The organism is Nonomuraea sp. NPDC004186 (assembly GCF_053603495.1).
Map to the genome: position 1 here is coordinate 45,882 of NZ_JBSGFQ010000074.1, position 19,293 is coordinate 65,174.

A 19,293-nucleotide genomic window follows, 5' to 3' on the forward strand; every position below is an offset into this window, starting at 1 on the left:
ATCCATGAACACCAGCGTCGTCTGGGGCCACCCGAGCCTGCGGGTCGTGCTCGACGTCTCACCCGACGGCCCGGTCGGCGTCCGGTCGCTGTCCGGCGGCGACGCCGCCACGGCGCACCTGCCCAGGGCGACGCAGCCGCTGGTGGAGCTGCTGGTCCCGGAGGAGGGCCGGGCGCGGGCCTCGCACCGCTTCTCCCGGACGGCCGTCGGCCTGCGCCTGGCCTACCGGGGCTGCGAACAGCGCAGGGAGGGGGCGTGGCACGTGCTGCAGCTCGACCTGCACGACGCGCGGAGCGGGCTGAGCGCCGAGGTGTTCCTGCGCTCGGCGGAGGGCGTCAGCGCGTTCCAGGTCTGGACGCGGGTGACCAACCGCGGCCAGGCCCCCGGGCTGCTGCTGGGCGTCACGTCGTTCGCCGCCGCCTTCGCGGGGGCGGTGGACGACCTGGACGTGGTACGGGCCGACAGCGAATGGCTGGGCGAGAGCCGCTGGGTCCGCGAGGCCCTGCGCGGGCAGGCCGTACCCGATCTCCGCCTGGGCGGCCACGGGCAGGACGGCCGCGGGCGGCTCGCGGTCGTCAGCACCGGCACCTGGTCGACCGGCTCCCACCTGCCCACCGGCGGCCTGATCGACCGCGCCGGCGGGCAGGCGTGGCTGTGGCAGATCGAGCACAACGGCGCCTGGCGCTGGGAGGTCGGCGAGCGGCTCGACGACCCGTATGTCGCGCTGCTCGGCCCGACCGACATCGACCACCAGTGGCAGCACCTGCTCCAGCCCGGCGAGTCGTTCACCACGGTGCCGGTGTCGGTGGCGGTGTCCGGCACGGGCCTGGAAGGGGCGGCCGCGGCGCTCACCGCGCACCGGCGGATGATCGTCCGGCCGCACCCCGACCGGGAGCGGCTGCCGGTGGTGTTCAACGACTACATGAACACGCTGTCGGGCGACCCGACCACGGCCAAGCTCCTGCCGCTGATCGACGCCGCCGCCTCGGCCGGGGCCGAGACGTTCTGCGTGGACGCGGGCTGGTACGACGACGGCGGCACCTGGTGGGACAGCGTCGGCGAATGGCAGCCGTCGCAGACGCGCTTCCCGCGCGGCATCGAGGAGGTCCTCGGCCGCATCAGGGAGCACGGCATGGTGCCGGGGCTGTGGCTCGAACCCGAGGTGATCGGCGTCCGCAGCCCCATGGCCGACAAGCTGCCCGCCGAGGCGTTCCTGCAGCGTGGCGGCGTACGCCTGGTCGAGCACGGCCGCTACCACCTCGACCTGCGCCATCCCCGCGCGATCGCGCACCTGGACCAGGTGGTGGACCGGCTGGTGGAGGAGCTCGGCGTCGGCTATTTCAAGCTCGACTACAACATCGACCCGGGCGCGGGCACCGACCTGGACGCCGACAGCGCCGGGGACGGGCTGCTGGCCTGCAACCGGGCCCACCTGGCCTGGCTGGACGGCGTCCTGGCGCGCCATCCGGGCCTCACCCTGGAGAACTGCGCGTCGGGCGCCATGCGCATGGACTACGCCATGCTGTCCCGGCTGCACCTGCAGTCCACCAGCGACCAGCAGGACTTCCGCCTCTACCCGCCGATCGCGGTGTCGGCGCCGATGTCCGTGCTGCCCGAGCAGTCGGCGAGCTGGGCGTACCCGCAGCCCGACATGTCGGACGAGGAGATCGCCTTCGCGCTGTGCACCGGCATGCTGGGGCGGCTCTACCTGTCCGGCCACCTGGACGGGATGAGCCCCGCCCAGCTCGACTCGGTCCGCGACGCCGTACGCGTCCACAAGGAGATCCGCGCGGACCTGGCCCGCGCGACGCCCGTGTGGCCGCTGGGGCTGCCACGCTGGGGCGACCGCCATCTCGCCCTGGGTTTGCAGACGGCCGACGTCACATACCTTGGCGTATGGCGACGCGACGGGGCGAAGCCCGTACGGCTGGACCTGCCACATTTGGCGGGCCGCGCGGTCGAGATCGACGTGATCTACCCGCGGCACCTGCCGGACTGGGCTCGCGACTGGCAGCCCGGCACCGGCGTGTTGACGCTCACCCCCTGCTGCGACGAGCCCCACTCCGCCCGGATCCTCCGCATCCGCACCGCCTCATGAAAGAGACCACCATGAAGACCACCTGGACGGCCGCCGCCGTCGCGACGGCGCTCGCGCTCGGCCTCGCCGCGTGCAGCGACCCCTCCGTCGAGACCCCCTCCGCCGCGCCCGCCACCGCCGCGGCCTGGCCCGACCCGGCCACCAAGCTCGACGGCGTCAAGCTGACGATCTGGGCCGCCCAGAACAGCAACACCGTGCCCAAGGCGGTCATCGCCGGGTTCCAGCAGGCGACGGGCGCGACGGTCGAGGTCGTGACGATCCCGGACCCGTACGAGCAGGGCATCCAGACCAAGGTCGCCACCGGCGACAAGCCCGACCTGGCGTTCTGGCAGCCGACCGCGTCCATGCTGACCGCGATCAACGCCAAGGCCAACCTCCAGCCGCTGAACGACGCGCCGTGGCTGGCGCAGCTGTCGCCGGACCTGAAGGACATCACCGGCATCCTGGACGGGGCCCGGTACGCGGCCCTCATCACGAGCCCCGCGGTCGAGGGCGTCTACTACAACAAGGAGGTCTTCGCCGCCAACAAGATCACCAGCACGCCGAAGAACTTCGACGAGATGGTGAAGCTGGGGCGCACGCTGAAGGCCAAGGGCGTCACGCCGTTCTTCGAGATGGCCGGCGACAAGTGGGCGACCCAGTGGTGGGTGCAGGTCCAGCTCGCGGACGCGGCCAAGGACGGCCTGTGGGAGCGGATCAACACGGGCAAGGAGACGTTCAACGGCCCGGCCGTCGTGGGGGCGATCAAGACGTACAAGTCGCTGATCGACGAGGGGCTGTTCAACTCCGACATCAAGACCGCGAAGTTCGAGGACCAGGGCGCGGCGCTGCTGGCCGGCAAGGCGGCCATGGTCGTGCAGGTGAACTCGTTCTTCGGGCAGCTGCAGGCCTCGGCCGACACCGCCACGCTGAACAAGAAGATCGGCTTCTTCCCGATCTCGCCGTCGGGGAACGTCGGCACGTTCATCCCCGACCAGTCGAACGCGCTGGTGGCGTTCAAGACCGGGGACGCCAAGCGCGAGGCCGCGGCGCGGCAGCTGCTGGCGTACTGGATGGGGCCCGGCTACAAGGACTTCGTCGCCGACCGCAACACCGTCTCCCTGGAGCCGTCGGTGCCCAGCCCGGCGGGCGTGCCGCAGGCGCTGCTGGACGTGCACGCCGCGCTGCCCACCGCGGTCGGGTCGATGCAGGCGCTGGCGGTGGCCAACCCGGACCTGTACCTGAACCTGGCCGACATGATCACCGGGACCATGACGCCGGAGAAGGTCGCCTCGGCCACCCAGGATCAGTTCGCCCAGCTCGCCAAGGCCGCCGGGGCGAGCGGTTTCTGACGTGCTGATCACCACCTCGCGGCAGGCCGCCTCCCGCACGACGACCGCGACCCGCGGGCGCCCGGTCGTCGGGAGGCGGACGCACCCCATGTGGTTCATGGCTCCGGCGTTCGCCATCCTGCTGGTGTTCTTCTTCCTGCCGACGCTGTTCAACTTCGTCTACGCCTTCACCGACTGGTCGGGCTTCAAGAGCGCGATCCGGCCCGTCGGTCTGGACAACTTCACCGACCTGGCCTCCAACGGCACGCTGTTCCGGTCGCTGCGGGTCACGGTCGTGTACGCGGTGCTGGTGGCGCTCTTCCAGAACGCGTTCGGCTTCGGCCTGGCCGTGCTGCTCGAACGCGACACCTGGCTCAACCGGGTGGCCAGGGTGTTCTTCCTCATCCCGGTGCTGATGTCGGCCCTCGCCGTCGGCTACATCTTCCAGGCCCTGCTCAAGCCGACGGGCGGCCTGAACCGGCTGCTCGGGATCGACTACGCCTGGCTGGGTGACACCACCTGGACGGTCGTGGTCGTCGCGCTGATCCACGCGTGGAAGTGGATGGGGCTGTCGATGCTCATCTACCTGGCGGGGCTGAAGACCGTCCCGGAGGACATCGTGGAGGCCGCCCACATCGACGGGGCGTCGCGGTGGCGTACGTTCTGGGCGGTCCGCTTCCCGCTGCTGGCGCCCGCGATCACGTTCAACGTCGCCACGGCGCTACTGGGCTCGATGAACGGCTTCGACATCGCCCAGGCCACCACCGGCGGCGGGCCCGCCCGCACGACGGAGATCCTGAACATCTTCATCTACCGCACCTTCGGCCAGGGCCTGTTCGCGCAGGCCACGACGATGAGCCTGGTGCTGTTCCTGCTGGTGGCCCTCATGGCCTTCCCTGTCATCTACGTGCTGCGCAAGCGGGAGGAGATCCTGTGACCCCCGTCGTCCCCGACCGCCGCGGTGTGAGCGACGCGCCCGTGTGGCGCCGGCTCCAGCCCGTGGTCACGTTCGTGCTCGTGGTGCTGTCCATCGGCATCCCGCTGTGGCTGGTGCTGGTGACGGCGGCCAAGTCCCGCGGCGAGGCGCTCACGCCGGACCTGTCGCTGCCGACCGAGTGGCACCTGCTGGAGAACCTGCGGCAGGTGTGGGGCGACGGCGAGGTCCTGCGGGCGTCGCTGGGCAGCCTGCTCGTCGTCGTGCCCTCGGTGATCGGGGTGCTGCTGTTCGGGTCGATGGCGGCCTGGATCCTGGCCCGCCGCGCCACGCGGATCAACGCCGTCCTGTACGCGCTGGCGATCAGCGGCATCGTGCTCCCGCCCGCCGTCGTGACCGTCGTCCTGCTGCTGCGCCAGCTCGGCCTGGCCGGGAGCGCGGTCGGGATGATCGGCGTCTACATGGGCATCTACATGTCCACGGTGATCTTCTTCGTCACCGGCTTCGTGCGGACCATCCCCACCTCCCTGGAGGAGGCGGCGCAGCTCGACGGGGCGAGCCCGATGCGGGTGTTCTGGCTGGTGGTGCTGCCGCTGCTGCGCCCGGTGCTGGCCACGGCCACCATCCTGGTCTGCCTGTACGTGTGGAACGACGTCTTCTACGCCTTCTTCGTGATCGGCGGACGACTGGACACGCTGCCCCTCAACCTCTTCCGCGTGGCCAGCGCCGGGCTCTATCTCAACAACTGGCACCTGATCTTCGCGTACGTGATCCTGATGAGCCTGCCGCTGGTCGTGGTCTTCGCCGTCGCCCAACGCAAGATCATCTCGGGTATCACCAGCGGCGCCGTCAAGTAGCCGGCCGGTCAGCCCCTGAAGAGCAGCGAGTCCAGTCCCCTGCGCACGCCGGTCTCCTCGCCCGCGTGGCGCACCGCCAGCAGCGTCCCGGCCACGTACCGGCTGGGGTCGGTGCCGGGGTCGTGCCGCATGACCAGGCGTTCCCCCGGACCGCCGAACACGATCTCGGTGCTCACCACGAAACTGGGCAGCCGTACCGAGTGGATGCGGCTCCCGGCGACCTCGGCGCCGCGCGCCTCCACCGGGCCGTGCAGCTCGCCGAGCGGCACGGTCGGCTCGGGCGTGCGGACCGTCCATCGCGGCCGCCCGGCGCAGCACGGTCGCCATCACGGAGAAGTTCCCCGCCGCGATCACGCCGTCACTCCAAGCGTCCGGGCCTCCCGTCACGACGCCTTCTGCCAGACCGACACGTGGCTCCTGCTGTCACCGGTGAAGGGCTCGCGCTCCCAGCCGGCCCACCGTTCGCGCAGGGTCATTCCGGCGATCCGCGCCATCAGGTCGAGCTCGGACGGCCAGACATAGCAATGCGCCGTCGAGCGGGTCTCCAACTGGCCGTCCACGACCCAGTAGTGATGGGAGACGGCGATCTGCGACGCCACGTCGTACTCCTCGAAACCCAGATGCGCGGGGGTCACGGTGAACGGGTGGACGGTCTGGCCGGGCGGGAGCCGCCGGAGCTCCGGGACGTACACCTCGATGACGAAACGGCCGCCGGGCTCCAGCTGGGCCGCCACCGTGCGGAAGCACTCCACCTGCTCTTCTTGGGTCGTCAGGTTGGTGATGGTGTTGCGCACCAGATAGGCGAGTGCGAAGGTGCCGCCCGCCCTGGTCGTGGCGAAGTCGCCGATGGTCACACCGATGTTGTCCGCGCCCGGCTTGGTCCGCAGCTGCGCCACCATGGCCGGCGACAGCTCTATCCCGTGCACCCGGACACCGCGCCTGCTGAGCGGCAACGCGATGCGGCCGGTGCCGATGCCCAGCTCGAGAGCGGCGCCCGATCCGGCCAGCTCGGCGAGGAAGCCCACCGCGGGGTCGACGACGGCCGGATCGAACAGTTCCGGCCATTTGGCTTCGTACGTCTGCGCTGTCCGTTCGTCGAAGTGGTTCTCCGGCACAGACCCACTGTGCCCAGGACGCCGGGCGGCCGCCACCGATTAACCCGGCCCTCGCCTCGTGCCCGGCCCGGGATCGGCGGGCCGGGAGAGCCGGGGCGGTCAGGCGCAGGTGTAGCCGGAGGGGAGGGCGGTGTTGCCGTTGGGGCGGGTCGCCTGGAAGCCGACGCCGGTGGTGGCGGCTCCGGGGGCGAGGGTGCCGTTGTGGCCGGCGTTCTTGATGGTCACGGTCTGCCCGCTGACGGTGGCGGTGCCGTTCCACGAGCCGGTCAGCGTGTGCCCGGCCGGCAGCGTGAAGGTGACCGTCCATCCGTTGATCGTCGAGGTGCCGGTGTTGGTGATGGTCAGGGGCTGGATGACGTACCCGGTGGCCCACTGGGTCTGGACGGTGGGGACGGCCGTGCACGTTCCGGTGGAGGTGCCGGGCTGGGTGGTGACCTGCGCGGTGTTCGAGACCGGCGAGGTGTTGCCCGCGGCGTCGCGCGCCCTGACCTGGTAGCGGTAGGTGGTGCTCGGGGTCAGGCCCGTGTCGCTGAACGAGGTCGTGGCCGAGGTGCCGACCTGGGTGAACGTGCCGCCGCTCGCGCCGGGCGCGCGCAGGATGTCGTAGCCGGCGACGCCGGTGTCGTCCGTCGAGGCCGTCCAGCCCAGGGTCGTGCCCGTGGACGAGGTCGCCGAGGCCGCCAGGCCGGCCGGGGCCGTCGGCGGCGAGGTGTCGCCACCGCCGGTCGTCGTCGTGAACGTGACCGGTGGCGAGTCGCCGGACAGGTTGCCCGCGCCGTCCCGTGCCCGCACGTACACCTGGTACTGGGTGTTCGCGGTCAGCCCGGTGAGGGTGATCGAGTTGGTGGCGGACTGGCCGAGCTGCGGGTCGGTGGTGCCCTGCTTGCGGTAGACGTTGTAGCCGGCCAGGCCGGAGCCGCCCTGGTCGGTGGACGCGGCCCAGGTCAGCGTGGCGCCGGTGGCGGTCACGTTGGACGCGGCCGGGGTGCCCGGCGTGCTCGGCGGGGTGGTGTCGCCGGAGTCGCCGAGCGTGGGAGTCTGCCAGTCTCTCCACTCGGCCAGATTGCCGAGCGCCTTGGACGAGATCCTGATCGCGCCGGGGGCGTTGCCCGTCTTCAGCAGGAACTTCTGGATGTTCTGCTGGAGCGGGGTCCGCCATTCCGCCCTGTTGGCGCAGTGGTTGCCGTCCTGGATGTCGGACCAGTACGTGATGTTCTCTCCCGCGCCGAGCGCCTTGTAGACCTCCGCCCCGCCCAACGCCGCCACGCTGGCGGACTTGGGTCCGAGATTGGTGATGTGCGGATTGTCCATGATGAACAGTCCGCGCGGCGCGACCATGGCCACCATTTCATGCGTGTCCACCGGCAGCCTGGCCGGGCTGCTCGTGAAGGAGCCGAACGCGTCACCCAGCCACGGCTGCTCTCCGTACGCGCTGCTCAGGCTCTGGGCGCCCTCCCCGGGAATTCCGCGGAAGATGGGAACGCCGGCACTGCCCGACTCGATCGGCATGGTCAAGGCGATGCGCTGATCGAACGCGCCGATCACGAAAGCGCCCTTTCCGAAGCGCGAGCATCCCGTGACGCCGGTCGCATCCGCTTTGAGAATGCCGCCGCCCGACTGTTCGATGACGTCGATGATCCGGCTCACGCCCCAGGCCCAGGCGAGCAGCAGCCCCGTGCTGCTGGAGGAGCCGTAGATGCTGTAGAACGCGCCTTGCTTGTTGTTGCGCGGCGTGCCCTCTTTCCCGACCGCGTACGGGTCGTAATTGATGACGGCGGCGCCGGCCGCTTTGATGGCGGCCGTGTCCGCGCCGAATCCGCCCACGACCACGACGGCCGGGAAAGGTCCGGAACCACTCGGCAGATCGACGCTCGCCGAGAAACTCGAGCTCTTGCCGTTGTGGTTCACGTTCACGGTGATACCGGTCCTCGAAACCGTTCCGGTGACGCCGGCCGGTTTTCCCGGCTTCTCGCCGTAGACGAATTTCTCCGCCAGCTTCTTGATCTCCTGGCGTCGGCACCGCCAGTCGGACCTGGCGGAGATGCGCGTACCGTCCAGCTTCTTGAAGGGGTCGGGAAGCTTGGAGTTGGTGGGTAAGGAGCCTGCGTCGGGCAGGCCGGTCACCGTGCAGTCGGCGCCCTCGTCCTCGACTCCGGCCGCCGCGACGGCCTCGGGGGGCGCTACCGTCACCGCTCCGGCGATCGACAGCGCCGCTGCCGCCGTCAGCGCGACGACCCTGGTACGGATCTTGGAGCGGGCCAAGCTGGTGATCACCAGGGCTCTCCCTTCCGGGTGGAGTGTTGGCGATCAGTCTGGGAATGCCTATGAAACATGTCAATATAAGACAGAAATATTTCAAAGATCAATCTTTTGCCGGGATTGTGAACTGGGAATATGTCAGCACGACTGTCGAAACTTTCGGAGATGGGGCGACGTATAGGGCACCTCTGTCTCCATAGAGCCCGCTATTCCGAAAGTTTCGAGATATCGCCGTTCGAGCCGCCGACGTACACGAAGCCGCCTGCCACGACCGGTCTGGTCTCGATGGGGCCGCCGGTCGGGAAGCTCCGGCGCACCGTGCCGGTGGCGGGGTCGAGCGCGTGCAGCGTTCCCGCGCCGTCCCCGATGTGAATGGTCCCGCCTGCCGCGACCGGGCCCGCCGGGCGGCCCTTGCCCAGCGGGAACGACCATCGCGACGCGCCGGTGGCGGCGTCGAGCGCGTGCAGCATGCTGTCGGCGCCTGTGGCGTACACGAGTCCGGAGGCCACGGCGGCATCCCATCGGTAGCCGGGTTTGTCGCCTTCGGTCCGGAAGCGCCACAGCCCCGTGCCGGAGGCGGCGTCCAGCGCGTACGTCGTGCCGTCCCTGCCGCCGAGGTACACGGCCCCGCCGGCCGCCACCGGTCGGAAGTCGACGGAACCGGCGATCTCCGAGCTCCACCGGGCCTTCCCGGAGGCGGCCTCCAGGGCGTGCACCTCGCCGTCGGTGCTCGCGGCGTAGACGACCCCGTCGGCCCGCGCCAGATAGGTGTGGTCTCGTGCTCCGCCGGCCCGGAAACGCCATTTCCGGGCTCCCGAGGCGGCGGCCAGCGCGTACACCATGCCGTGGTCGCCGCCGACGTGGACGACGTCGCCGGCCAGCACAGGGTCGGGGTTGAGGACGTCGCCCTCCGGCCGGAAGGCCCACGCCCGCCTGCCGGAGGCGGCGTCGAGCGCCACGACCTCGGCGTTCGCGGACCAGGCGGGGCTCCTGGTCCAGACGTAGAGGCGGCCCGCCGCGCCCACCAGGTCGCCGGCCACGTTGAGCCTGCGGCTCCACCTCGGGCGGCCGGTGGCGGCGTCCAGCGCCGTCAGCCTGCCGGACGTGTTCGCGACGAAGACGGTGCCGTCCATCACCACGTGATCGAACTGAACGGGGCCGCCGGTCCGGAAGCTCCACCGCGGCCCGCCGGTGGCGGCGTCCAGCGCGGAGACCGTGCCGTCGCCGCTCGTGGCGTAGACGACTCCGCCGGCCACCACCGGCTCGGCGTGGACGGCCCCGTCGGTCGGATGGATCCAGCCGCGCTCGCGGACGGGGCCGGAAGCGCGGGCGCCCGGCCGGTAGCGGGCGAGCAGGTTGTCCCGCAACAGCGGGGAGAGGAGCCGCACGGCCTGCCGTGAGGTGGAGCTCAGCCGGACGATGACGGGGCCCGCGTTGACGATCGTCGCGCCGTGGAGTCCGTTCGTCCTGGCCACGGTGTAGGAGAGGAAGTCCGGGCGCTGGGTGGTGAGGTCGGCGGCATCGGCCCCCTTGACGGCGTCCACCTCGGCGGTGAACAGCTTTCGCGCGGCCGCGCTCGACGGGGACACCCATTCCACGGAGAGCGAGACGACGGCGCCGTCGTCCGTGGGCGGTATCCAGTCGCATGTCGCCGGTTGCGGCAGCGCCGGATCGTCCTGTCCGGGCACCGCGCGGTAGCCGTCCGCGAGGACGGACAGGTCACGGCCGGCCAGCAGGGAGCAGGCGTCCGGCCAGGCGCTCGCCGGGACGCCGCCGAACCGGGCGGACCCGTGGGAGAGCCCGTAGCTCAGCTTGTACGCGGTGAGGCGGCCGTCACCGTAAACGAAAGCCAGGTCCCGGATCGCCCCGACGAGGGACACCGACCGCGCGGGCAGGTCGAGCGGCAGCGCGCCGAGCCGTCCGGTGGCGGGGTCCAGGGAGGTCAGGTACGCGGGCAACGGCCATCCGTTGTGCAGGAGGAGCGCGCCGTTGCCGGCCGTCACGGGGTACGAGCCGGCGAACAGGGGCGCGCTCCAGCGGGTCGGGTTCATGACCCGCGCGGCTTCCGAGGCGGTGGACGCCGGGCGGCCGTCCGGACCGTAGAAGAAGTCCTCCTCCCCCACCGAGGCGTGGACATATCCATCCGCATTGGCCGTGAGGGTCATCGGCGGGCCTCCGTCCGGCGGCGAGGCGAGCGACGACAGCAGGCGCGCCCAGCCGGGCCGCAGCGTGCGCGGATCCATCGAGGCGAGCCGCACCTGGCTGCTCGCGCAATAGCTGAGCAGCATCACCGATCGGGCGGTCGCGGCGCCTCGAAGGTCGCAGCCTCGCGGGTACGTCACCCGCGCCGTGGTCGCGCCGGTCCGGAGATCGAGGGCCTGGAGGTCGAAGGGTTCGGCGGGCCGCTCGAACACCACGATGCCGCGCTCGGTCACCATGATCCGCGGCCCCCGGTACACGCCGGCGCCGATCGCCGGGGGCCGATGGGTGGAGACGGCGATCGTGCGCCGCCACAGCGTGGTGCCCGTGGCCAGGTCCAGGCCGGTCAGGGCATGGGCGGCGACGTCGGGCGTTCCTCGCGACACGACCAGCGTGTCCGCCGCGAGCCACACGCCGGTGACGGGCGCGGCGGGAGCCGGGCCTGCGGGGACGGTGCGCCGGAGCTCACCTGTACGCGGATCGTGGATCCGTACGGTGCCCTGTTGGGTCGCCATGGCGACCGCGCGGCCGGACACGGCGTAGCGCGGAGTCTCGAAGGGCGGCTCCCCGGTGCCGGCGTCCGCGGGCGCCGACCACGCCACGCGCCACTCGACGGGTACGAGCGAGAGCCGCGGAGCGTCCGCGGACGAGCAGGCCGCCAGGACCACCACGAGCAGGATCGCCCCCGCGCGCCGCCCGAGCACGGTCAGCACCCTTTGATCTTCTGGATCTTACGCTCGATCGCGCACGCCTGGCCGCGCGAGATCGGCTGCCAGCCGCCGAGCGAGGAGACGGCGTAGTAGGCACTGTAGGCGTCGGCGATGCCGGTCACCCGGAACGGGCTCTTCCCCGGCCCCTCGATCGTCACCTGCTCGGTCCGGTCCTCCGCCAGCACGGTGACCAGGAGATCGAACTCGTAATACGCCGCCGCGCCCTTGATCGACAGGGAGAGGGTGACCGGCTCGTCCCGTTTCAGGTCTATCTGCTTCTTCCTGAAATACGAAGCGTCCTCTGCGGTGGCGAAGCGGGGAGCCGGCTCGTCGAGGTCGGCGGAGAGCTCGATGGTGTCGGCCTCGCCGGCGGGGGTGTAGACCAGCAGCGCGCCGTCCGACACCGGCTTGCGGTCGAGGACCCGCGGCTCGATGTCGACGATGCGTACGCTGCTGCGGTTGCCGATGAGGACGACGGTGACGTTCGCCTGTTCGAGCGGGGCCCGGCGATGGCTCGCCATGATCGTGTCACGGCCCGAACCTGACGTGTTGCCCAGCAGGGCCGCTCGTTCTCCGGGGTCGGTCACCGGCATCCTCAGGGCGGTGTCCTGCGCGGAGTAGTCGACGGCCACGTGGCCGACCTTGATCGGGGGCGCTCCGCTGATCCGGTCGACCGTGTCGGGTCCGCGGGCGTTGAACCAGGCGGTGAACACGGCGCCGACCGCCGCGATGAGCACGGCGCTGAGAATGCCCGCCACCCACGTCCGCGTGGCCTTCCACCGCCCGGCCCCGGCCTCCTCGGGTCGAGAGGCGGGAGCCTCGTCGGCTCCAGCGGATTTCGCACGCCTTTTGCGGCGCGCTTTGGCCATGAGGCGTCCCCCTGTGCACGGCGAACGGCGACTGACTCTCCCCTTGCTGTATACCTATACGGCTGCGCGCCGTGATGTGGGGCTGTCGACGAATTTCCTATGGCACGGATGGGGCCCGCCCGCTCGCCTTCGTCAGCGGCTGAAGGACGGCTGGTTGGCGGCGAGGGTGCGGACGGCCGAGACCACGGCCTCGCGGCGCCGGGCCAGGGCCGCCTTGTCGTCCTGCTCGTCGAGGACGAGGCGGCACAGCTGGGGGACGGCGAAGTTCCAGGCGACCAGCCCGAGCACGGTGAACATCCAGTCCTGGGCGGCGCAGGTGCGCTCGGGCCCGTCCAGTCCGGCGCCGACGCCGGCGTCCACGAGGTCGCGCACGTTGCCCCGATAGGCCTCGCGGCGTTCGTCCTCGCCCTGGACGGGACCCTGGCCGCTTTCCAGGGCCTCCCAGAGCAGCAGCCTGATCAGGTCCGGGTGGTCCTGGTACCAGTCGAACAGCTGCCCGACGGAGTCGGCCACCGCGCCGGGATCGAGGGCGTTGGCGTGGCAGACCTCGTCGACCTTGGCCCGCACCACGGCGCCGAACAGCTTCTCCTTGCCGCCGAAGTACAGGTAGATCGCCTGCTTGTTGGCCTTGGCGGCGGCGGCGATGCGCTCGACCCGGGCGCCGGCCAGGCCGTGCGCGGCGAACTCGGCGGTGGCGGACTGGAAGATCCGCTGTCGGGTGGCCTCCGCGTCGTAGCTCATGAACTGAATTAAACCATCCAGTTGACTTTCTGCGCGACATCCGCTTCGATCTAAACCAACCAGATGGTTTATTGCTGAGGAGACATCATGTCCATAGCTCCCGTACCGGTCCGCTCGCCGCTGCCCACCGGTCTGGCCGGCTCCACCGTCGTCCTCATCGGCGGCACCTCGGGCATCGGCCTGTCCGCCGGCGTGCTGCTGGGTGGGGTGGGCGCCCGGGTCGTGCTGGTCGGCCGCGACCAGGCCAGGCTGGCCGCCGCCGTGGACCGGGTACGCGACGCGGCCCCGGCGGACGGCCCGGCGGACGGCCCGGTGGACTCGGTGCTCGGCATTTCCGCGGACGGGTCGGACGAGGACGCGCTGGCGGAGATCTTCGAGCGGGCCGGGCAGGTCGACCACGTGCTCGTGACGGCAGGCGGCCTGGGTGGCGCGGGCCCGGTGACCGAACTCTCCCACGACGACCTTCGCTCGGCCCTGGACACCCGGCTCTGGGGGGCGGTCGTCGCCGCCCGGCTCGCGGCGACCCGGCTGCCGGCGGGCGGTTCGATCACCTTCACCTCGGGCACGTACGTCATCCGCCCGATCCCCGGGATGACCGGCCCGCTGGCGGCCGTCGGCGCCGTCGAGACCTTCACCAAGGCGCTCGCCGTCGAGCTCGCGCCGAAGCGGCTCCGGGTGAACGCCATCCGCTACGGCACCTTCGACACCCCGCTGCTGCGCACGCTGTCCGGGCTCGACGGCGACGACGCGGTCGCCAAGGCCGGGGAGGGCTCCCCGCTCGGCCGCTTCGGCACCGCCGAGGAGGCCGCCGCGTCGGCGCTGTTCGTGATGGCCAACAACTACGTCACCGGCCAGGTGATCACCGTGGACGGCGGGCAGAGCCTGGCCTGAGCCGACCGGGGTGAGCGGCCCGGGCGCCGCTCACCCTTGTCCGCTCGTCGCTCGTTTCTGACCGCTCATCGTAAAGATCTTCAATGCTGCATACCGTATGTGGTACGCGTGTCAGGTGGCAAGATTCCTCGACCGTTCCCGGATCGTGGCGGCACCCGGCTGGAGCCGGTGGCTGGTGCCGCCCGCCGCACTCTCGGTCCACCTCGCGATCGGGCAGGCGTACGCGTGGAGCGTGTTCAAGCCCCCGCTGGAGTCCTCCCTTCACCTGTCGGGCACGCAGAGCGCGCTGCCGTTCCAGCTGGGCATCGTCATGCTCGGCCTGTCGGCGGCCTTCGGCGGCACGCTGGTGGAGCGCAACGGGCCGCGCTGGGCGATGTTCGTCTCGATGGCCTGCTTCTCCTCCGGCTTCCTGCTGTCCGCGCTCGGCGTGGCCACCCGGCAGTACTGGCTGGTCGTGCTCGGCTACGGCGTCGTGGGCGGGATCGGGCTCGGCATCGGCTACATCTCCCCCGTCTCCACGCTGATCAAGTGGTTCCCCGACCGGCCCGGCATGGCGACGGGGATCGCGATCATGGGGTTCGGCGGCGGCGCGCTCATCGCCTCGCCGTGGTCGGCGCAGATGCTGGAGTCGTTCGGCACGAGCACGGGCGGGATCGCCACCACGTTCCTCGTGCACGGCGTGGTCTACGCGGTCTTCATGACGATGGGCGTGCTGCTGGTGCGCGTCCCGGCGGAGGGCTGGTCGCCGCCGGGGTGGACGCCGCCGGTGGTCGCGTCGAGGCCGCTGATCACCGACGCGGACGTCTCGGCCCGCAACGCGATCCGCACCCCGCAGTTCTACTGCCTGTGGGTCGTGCTGTGCTGCAACGTCACCGCGGGCATCGGGATCCTGGAGAAGGCCGCGCCCATGATCAGGGACTTCTTCGCGGGCACGGCCACGCCGGTCGCGGTGGGGGCGGCGGCGGGGTTCGTCGCGCTGCTGTCGCTGGCGAACATGACCGGCCGCTTCGTCTGGTCCTCCACCTCCGACGTGATCGGCCGTAAGAACATGTACCGCGTCTACCTGGGGGTCGGCGCGCTGCTCTACCTGGTGATCGCGCTGGCGGGCAACTCCTCCAAGCCGCTGTTCATCGTGTGCGCGCTGGGCATCCTGTCCTTCTACGGCGGCGGCTTCGCGACGGTCCCGGCGTACCTGAAGGACCTGTTCGGCACCTACCAGGTCGGCGCGATCCACGGCCGCCTGCTCACGGCCTGGTCCACGGCGGGCGTGCTCGGCCCGCTGATCATCAACGCCATCGCCGACGCGCAGAAGGCGGCGGGGCGGTCGGGGCCGGCGCTCTACACGACCTCCCTCTACATCATGATCGGGCTGCTGGCGGTGGGCCTGCTCGCCAACGAGCTGATCCGGCCGGTGAGCGACAGGTACCACGAGAAGCCGGCCGAGCCGGCCATGGAAGGGCAGGCGACATGACGTCCAGGCGGACCGCCCTGATGGTGCTGGCGTGGGCCTGGGTCGCGCTGCCCTTCGCGTTCGGCGTGTACGAGCTGGTGCTGAAGCTCACGCAGCTGTTCGACTAGGTCCGGAACTCGGTGGTGGGATCGAAGACCGCGAACGGGATGCCTCTGGCGCAGCTGGTGCCGCGAATCACCGAATGGCGTACCGGGCGTTTCAGGCCGTGCGGGCGGATCGGCTGTCCTGGGCGCCGTGTCCGCGCCCGGCACGGTGCCCAAGCGGGATCACCGCGGCGGAACGGCCGCGGAAGTGCAGGGTCAGCAGCGAGCCCGAACCGTTGTGTTCCAGGGTGACTTCGTCGCACAGGCGCTGGATCACCCACAGGCCGAACCCTCGTGAGCCGGTCGCATCCACCGTGGCGGCTGCCAGATGCTCCGGGGTCAGCCGGCCGCCGATGTCGAGGATCTCCACGATGACGCCGTCGTCGTGGCCGCGCGCGGTGATCAGGCCGGCCTGGCCGCCGTGGTCGAAGACATTGGTGACGGCCTCGTTGACCGCCAGCACCAGCCCGTCCAGCTGCTCACCGTTCAGCCCGTGATGCTCGCCGTGGACGCGCACCAGGTCGCGAATGTAGCCCAGATCGGGGCTGATGGGGCAGTGCAGCTCGAAATTCATCGCTCTCCGAGACCGCGGGCCGGGATTGGAGGGAAGGTTCGCGGGCTTTGGGGTTGTTTTCCGGCTGGCTGATCGTTAAACACCGGGGGTGTAATCTGCCGCGTGACGAGCAGCATGGAGTGGCGCCTCGGCGAGGCGGCAGTGGGCGAGGATCAGGATGGCTTCTGGGCGCCATCCGCGTCGTGGCCGCACATCGCGACGGCGGCCTGCTGAGCGTCGGCATAGATGGTCAGTAGCGACCACACGCCGGTGATCTGCAGGATCCGCGCGGGCCTACCCTGCGCGGCGGCCACGCGAAGAAGGCCGCCCTGCTCGCCTACCGCGGCGTGCAACCGGAGCAGGACGTGCAGGCCGCGGCTGTCCAGGAAGGTCAGCCCACCCAGATCGAGGACCATGCCCGAGCCGGGGCGGCGCTGCGACTCGGCGTAGGACTCCAGCTCGTGAGCGTTGGTGGCGTCGAGCTCGCCCGTCACTGTGATCAGCACGCCGCCGGGCAGGTCGCGGCAGCTCAGGCTCAGGGGCGACATTGCACCTGAGCAAATCTCTTCCGAACAGGGCTCACCCATCACCCTCTCTACTCCACGGCGCCGATCGGTTTCGCCTCCTACTCTTGTCTCGCCGTCGCGGCTCGTCTGCACACCAGGCGAAGCATTGTCCGCACCGCTGTCCGAGAAACGAAATCGGCCGTCCCCATCCGCCCGCAGGCCGGGCTTCCTGCCGCAGGGCGCCGCTCAGTGGTGACGCGGTTCGGCCGAGGCATTCAGGGTTTCGCTGGGCGCGCACCCGTACACGGTCTTGTAGGAAAGGGCGAAACGCCCCGGGTGGAAGAAGCCCCAGCGGGCCGCGGTCGCGGCCACCGTGGTGGCAACGGGATCGCCGGTTTTCAGCTCGTCGTGCGCGCGGGCCAGCCGGACTTGGCGCAGGTGGCCCAGCGGGGTGGTGTTCAGGTGCCGGTGGAAGGCGTACTGCAGGGCGCGGGCGCTGACCCGGGCCGCGGTGGCGATCTCGGCGATGCCCACGGGCATGTCGGCGTGCTCGTCGATGAAGGCGATCGCGCGGCGCAGCGTCTGGGGATGGGCGTCATGCCGGTCCATGCCGGTGGCCTCGGTGCCGGCGTTGCTGGGCAGGGCCGCCAGCACACTCGCGGCCAGCAGCTGCCCGGCGGTGGAGACCACGAGGGGCTCGCCGGCCAGGTCCGGGTCGGCCAGGACGTCGTCGCGCAGGTAGGCGATGGTGCGCTGGAGATGCCGGCCGGTGGCGGCGGAGACGGGCCGGTGCCCCAGCAGCCGTACCGGCTGCGGCCGGCGACCCGGGAGAGTGTCGGCCACCTGCTGCAACAGCTCCGCGTCGAACATGACGATGTTGTAGTGCGAGCGGCGGATCTCACCCGCGTAGGGCCGATCCGGCGGCGCGAACAACACCGCGTCCCCCGGCCCGAACACGTCCTGCTCGCCCCCCGCGACCTGCTGGACGATGGACCCGGACTCCACGGTGCACAGGCACACTTTGCCGAGCGGGTTCACGTCGTAGCTCATGGCGTACTCCAGCTGCAGCTGGTCGATGCTCACCGGTCCCATGACCTGACGCGAGATCCAGGTCCGCGGACGCTCCACGTCGGACCCGATGCGCATCTTGGCGTAAGCCTTGCTGAGGAACTCCTCGGTCTGCCCGATATCCCGGCTGTCGAAGGTCAACGGCTCCATGGCACCCTCCGCTCGCGGCACGTCCCGTAGCCACACCCGTGACATCTTCGAGACCCGCGTGCAGGCGCCGGAGCAAGGTGACTGATTAACCGACCATACCGTGACGATAGTCCGCGGCAGACCTCCGCGGCGGTGTTCGGGGCCGTGCTCGTCGTCACCTCACGCGTCCTGGTGCCGCTTTTCCCGCCGGCCCAGGTGCCGTTCAGTGACACGGTGAACGTGGAGCGAGAACGAGTGCGGCGAGGAGGGTCAGGCGATGCGGTCGAAGTCCCATAGATCGCTTCCCTTCAGACCTCCGACGAATACAGCAGCCATAGCCCTCGGTCAAGAGACTTGACGCGCCAACGCGCTAAGTGATCCTATGACTCGTGATAGGAAAGTTTCCTAATGGAGGGTCGATGCGATTACTCACCGCGAGCGCGCTGACCGCCGGACTGCTGCTGCCCGCCCTCCCGGCCGCGGCCGACCCCGTGGAATCGGGGCCGTGGACCTCGTACTCGCCCACGTTCACCGTCCAGGAGCGGGGCTGCGGCGACGTCGGCGATCTGACGTTCAAGCTGACCTGCTCGACCGACAGCGGCGACCAGCGGGCCGAACGGCGCTACGCCACCTACTCCGACGGCACGCGCCAGTTCGAGGGCTACTTCAAGATCACCAGCCTGCCCGGTTCGCGGATCAGCCTCAAGCAGACGTTCAAGACCACGGGCCCGTTCTTCATGCTCGCCGTCGAGCGCGGCGGACGGCTGTACGCGGTGCACGGCGGCGACACGATCGCCACGGGCGCGACGATCGGCACCACGGTCCGCGTCAACACCGTCCACGTGGTCGGCAGCGTGCACCGCACCTATATCAACGGGTCGCTGAAGCACACCGTGGCCAGCGAGAGCGGCAGCTTCTACGACAAGTTCGGGGCGTACCGGACGGCCAGCGGGCAGGGGCCCGCCACGGTCGAGTGGAGCGGCGTCCGCTTCTGGCGTAAGTAGCGGCGATGAGGGCCGGGATGGTGTTGGTGCTGGTGGCGACGGTGGTCGCCGGGTGCGCGGCCCCGCAGCAGGAGCGGCCGCAGGATCCGGCGGTCCGGCTGGAGGCCGCGCTCGTGTCGCCGACCGACATCGCGCTGCGCTGGCAGGGCGGTGATCCGGGCGCCGCCGGGCACGTGATCGAGTTCGCCACCGAGCCTCAGGGGCCGTACACGATCCTGGGTTTCCTGCCGCCGGAGCAGACCGCGTACACCCATCCCGACCTGATGCCGCGCACCACGTTCCACTACCGGCTGCGGCCCTACTACGGCGCGGCCTCCGCGCCCGTCGACGTCACGCTCGGCGACGGCCCGTACCCGAAGCCCGGCCCCGGCTGGGCCGAGCCGCGCGTGATCCCGGGAGGGTCCCCCGGGAGCCGGCCGGTGGGCGGCGAAGGGTGAAACCGCAGGTCGCCCTGCTCGGGCCAGGCCCGGGTGAGCGGCGGCTGGCCGGCGAGTCC

Annotated in this window: 18 protein-coding genes; 9 read left to right on the forward strand and 9 right to left on the reverse strand. The window is 70.8% G+C overall.

What is annotated here, in order from left to right; genetic code table 11:
- Positions 1-4: 4 nt before the first annotated feature.
- The 4 genes from ACWEPL_RS43130 to ACWEPL_RS43145 are packed head-to-tail and all read left to right on the forward strand — an operon-like array spanning position 5 to position 5,199.
- Positions 5-2,098 (forward strand): glycoside hydrolase family 36 protein, encoded by a 2,094-nt coding sequence (locus tag ACWEPL_RS43130; RefSeq protein ID WP_452439593.1) that lies wholly within the window; start codon positions 5-7, stop codon positions 2,096-2,098.
- An 11-nt stretch (positions 2,099-2,109) separates the two neighbouring features.
- Complete coding sequence (locus tag ACWEPL_RS43135; RefSeq protein WP_452439594.1) at positions 2,110-3,429, forward strand: ABC transporter substrate-binding protein; 1,320 nt, start codon at positions 2,110-2,112, stop codon at positions 3,427-3,429.
- Position 3,430: 1 nt separating this feature from the next.
- Complete coding sequence (locus ACWEPL_RS43140; RefSeq protein ID WP_350742797.1) at positions 3,431-4,345, forward strand: carbohydrate ABC transporter permease; 915 nt, start codon at positions 3,431-3,433, stop codon at positions 4,343-4,345.
- Positions 4,342-5,199: a carbohydrate ABC transporter permease gene (locus ACWEPL_RS43145; RefSeq protein WP_363979939.1), complete on the forward strand. Its 858-nt coding sequence runs from the start codon at positions 4,342-4,344 to the stop codon at positions 5,197-5,199. Before ACWEPL_RS43140 ends, ACWEPL_RS43145 begins: the two co-directional genes overlap by 4 nt.
- Positions 5,200-5,207: 8 nt before the next feature.
- Here the strand turns inward: ACWEPL_RS43145 and ACWEPL_RS43150 are convergent, their stop codons facing one another.
- The 6 genes from ACWEPL_RS43150 to ACWEPL_RS43175 form a co-directional block, all read right to left on the reverse strand.
- A complete protein-coding gene (locus ACWEPL_RS43150) occupies positions 5,208-5,468 on the reverse strand; it encodes a dihydrodipicolinate reductase C-terminal domain-containing protein (protein WP_452439595.1) in 261 nt (86 codons plus the stop codon).
- Between the two features lie 114 nt (positions 5,469-5,582).
- Complete coding sequence (locus ACWEPL_RS43155; protein ID WP_452439596.1) at positions 5,583-6,314, reverse strand: class I SAM-dependent DNA methyltransferase; 732 nt, start codon at positions 6,312-6,314, stop codon at positions 5,583-5,585.
- A 99-nt stretch (positions 6,315-6,413) separates the two neighbouring features.
- Positions 6,414-8,588, reverse strand: a complete 2,175-nt coding sequence (locus ACWEPL_RS43160; RefSeq protein WP_452439597.1) for a fibronectin type III domain-containing protein — start codon at positions 8,586-8,588, stop codon at positions 6,414-6,416.
- A 191-nt stretch (positions 8,589-8,779) separates the two neighbouring features.
- On the reverse strand, positions 8,780-11,485 hold the full coding sequence (locus ACWEPL_RS43165) for an outer membrane protein assembly factor BamB family protein (RefSeq protein ID WP_452439598.1): 2,706 nt from the start codon (positions 11,483-11,485) through the stop codon (positions 8,780-8,782).
- Entirely contained in the window at positions 11,479-12,240 is a 762-nt protein-coding gene (locus ACWEPL_RS43170; protein WP_452439599.1) for a hypothetical protein, read from the reverse strand. The genes ACWEPL_RS43165 and ACWEPL_RS43170 overlap by 7 nt, the downstream gene beginning before the upstream one ends.
- A 243-nt stretch (positions 12,241-12,483) precedes the next feature.
- On the reverse strand, positions 12,484-13,092 hold the full coding sequence (locus tag ACWEPL_RS43175; RefSeq protein ID WP_363979921.1) for a TetR family transcriptional regulator: 609 nt from the start codon (positions 13,090-13,092) through the stop codon (positions 12,484-12,486).
- Positions 13,093-13,179: 87 nt separating this feature from the next.
- Here ACWEPL_RS43175 and ACWEPL_RS43180 point away from each other — a divergent pair, with 87 nt between their 5' ends.
- From ACWEPL_RS43180 to ACWEPL_RS43190, 3 genes are all read left to right on the forward strand, one after another.
- A complete protein-coding gene (locus tag ACWEPL_RS43180; protein WP_452439600.1) occupies positions 13,180-13,983 on the forward strand; it encodes an SDR family NAD(P)-dependent oxidoreductase in 804 nt (267 codons plus the stop codon).
- A gap of 115 nt (positions 13,984-14,098) precedes the next feature.
- Entirely contained in the window at positions 14,099-15,454 is a 1,356-nt protein-coding gene (locus ACWEPL_RS43185) for an L-lactate MFS transporter (RefSeq protein ID WP_363979915.1), read from the forward strand.
- Positions 15,451-15,561: an MFS transporter small subunit gene (locus ACWEPL_RS43190; protein WP_417629245.1), complete on the forward strand. Its 111-nt coding sequence runs from the start codon at positions 15,451-15,453 to the stop codon at positions 15,559-15,561. The genes ACWEPL_RS43185 and ACWEPL_RS43190 overlap by 4 nt, the downstream gene beginning before the upstream one ends.
- Positions 15,562-15,652: 91 nt before the next feature.
- Here the strand turns inward: ACWEPL_RS43190 and ACWEPL_RS43195 are convergent, their stop codons facing one another.
- From ACWEPL_RS43195 to ACWEPL_RS43205, 3 genes are all read right to left on the reverse strand, one after another.
- Complete coding sequence (locus tag ACWEPL_RS43195; RefSeq protein ID WP_452439601.1) at positions 15,653-16,111, reverse strand: ATP-binding protein; 459 nt, start codon at positions 16,109-16,111, stop codon at positions 15,653-15,655.
- Positions 16,112-16,263: 152 nt separating this feature from the next.
- Complete coding sequence (locus ACWEPL_RS43200) at positions 16,264-16,638, reverse strand: STAS domain-containing protein (protein ID WP_452439602.1); 375 nt, start codon at positions 16,636-16,638, stop codon at positions 16,264-16,266.
- A 204-nt stretch (positions 16,639-16,842) separates the two neighbouring features.
- On the reverse strand, positions 16,843-17,814 hold the full coding sequence (locus ACWEPL_RS43205; protein WP_452439603.1) for a helix-turn-helix transcriptional regulator: 972 nt from the start codon (positions 17,812-17,814) through the stop codon (positions 16,843-16,845).
- A 398-nt stretch (positions 17,815-18,212) separates the two neighbouring features.
- On the opposite strand from ACWEPL_RS43205, the gene ACWEPL_RS43210 reads away from it, so the two are divergent.
- Positions 18,213-18,797 (forward strand): hypothetical protein, encoded by a 585-nt coding sequence (locus ACWEPL_RS43210; RefSeq protein ID WP_449907438.1) that lies wholly within the window; start codon positions 18,213-18,215, stop codon positions 18,795-18,797.
- Positions 18,798-18,814: 17 nt separating this feature from the next.
- Positions 18,815-19,234: a hypothetical protein gene (locus ACWEPL_RS43215; RefSeq protein ID WP_452439604.1), complete on the forward strand. Its 420-nt coding sequence runs from the start codon at positions 18,815-18,817 to the stop codon at positions 19,232-19,234.
- Positions 19,235-19,293 lie beyond the last annotated feature (59 nt).

Bases quoted from the DNA above. Each gene is read 5' to 3' on its own strand.
- ACWEPL_RS43130 (WP_452439593.1), top strand. From the start codon at position 5: ATGAACACCAGCGTCGTCTGGGGCCACCCGAGCCTGCGGGTCGTGCTC.
- ACWEPL_RS43135 (WP_452439594.1), top strand. From the start codon at position 2,110: ATGAAGACCACCTGGACGGCCGCCGCCGTCGCGACGGCGCTCGCGCTC.
- ACWEPL_RS43175 (WP_363979921.1), bottom strand. From the start codon at position 13,092: ATGAGCTACGACGCGGAGGCCACCCGACAGCGGATCTTCCAGTCCGCC.
- ACWEPL_RS43180 (WP_452439600.1), top strand. From the start codon at position 13,180: ATGTCCATAGCTCCCGTACCGGTCCGCTCGCCGCTGCCCACCGGTCTG.
- ACWEPL_RS43190 (WP_417629245.1), top strand. From the start codon at position 15,451: ATGACGTCCAGGCGGACCGCCCTGATGGTGCTGGCGTGGGCCTGGGTC.
- ACWEPL_RS43195 (WP_452439601.1), bottom strand. From the start codon at position 16,111: ATGAATTTCGAGCTGCACTGCCCCATCAGCCCCGATCTGGGCTACATT.
- ACWEPL_RS43200 (WP_452439602.1), bottom strand. From the start codon at position 16,638: ATGTCGCCCCTGAGCCTGAGCTGCCGCGACCTGCCCGGCGGCGTGCTG.
- ACWEPL_RS43205 (WP_452439603.1), bottom strand. From the start codon at position 17,814: ATGGAGCCGTTGACCTTCGACAGCCGGGATATCGGGCAGACCGAGGAG.
- ACWEPL_RS43210 (WP_449907438.1), top strand. From the start codon at position 18,213: ATGCGATTACTCACCGCGAGCGCGCTGACCGCCGGACTGCTGCTGCCC.
- ACWEPL_RS43215 (WP_452439604.1), top strand. From the start codon at position 18,815: ATGGTGTTGGTGCTGGTGGCGACGGTGGTCGCCGGGTGCGCGGCCCCG.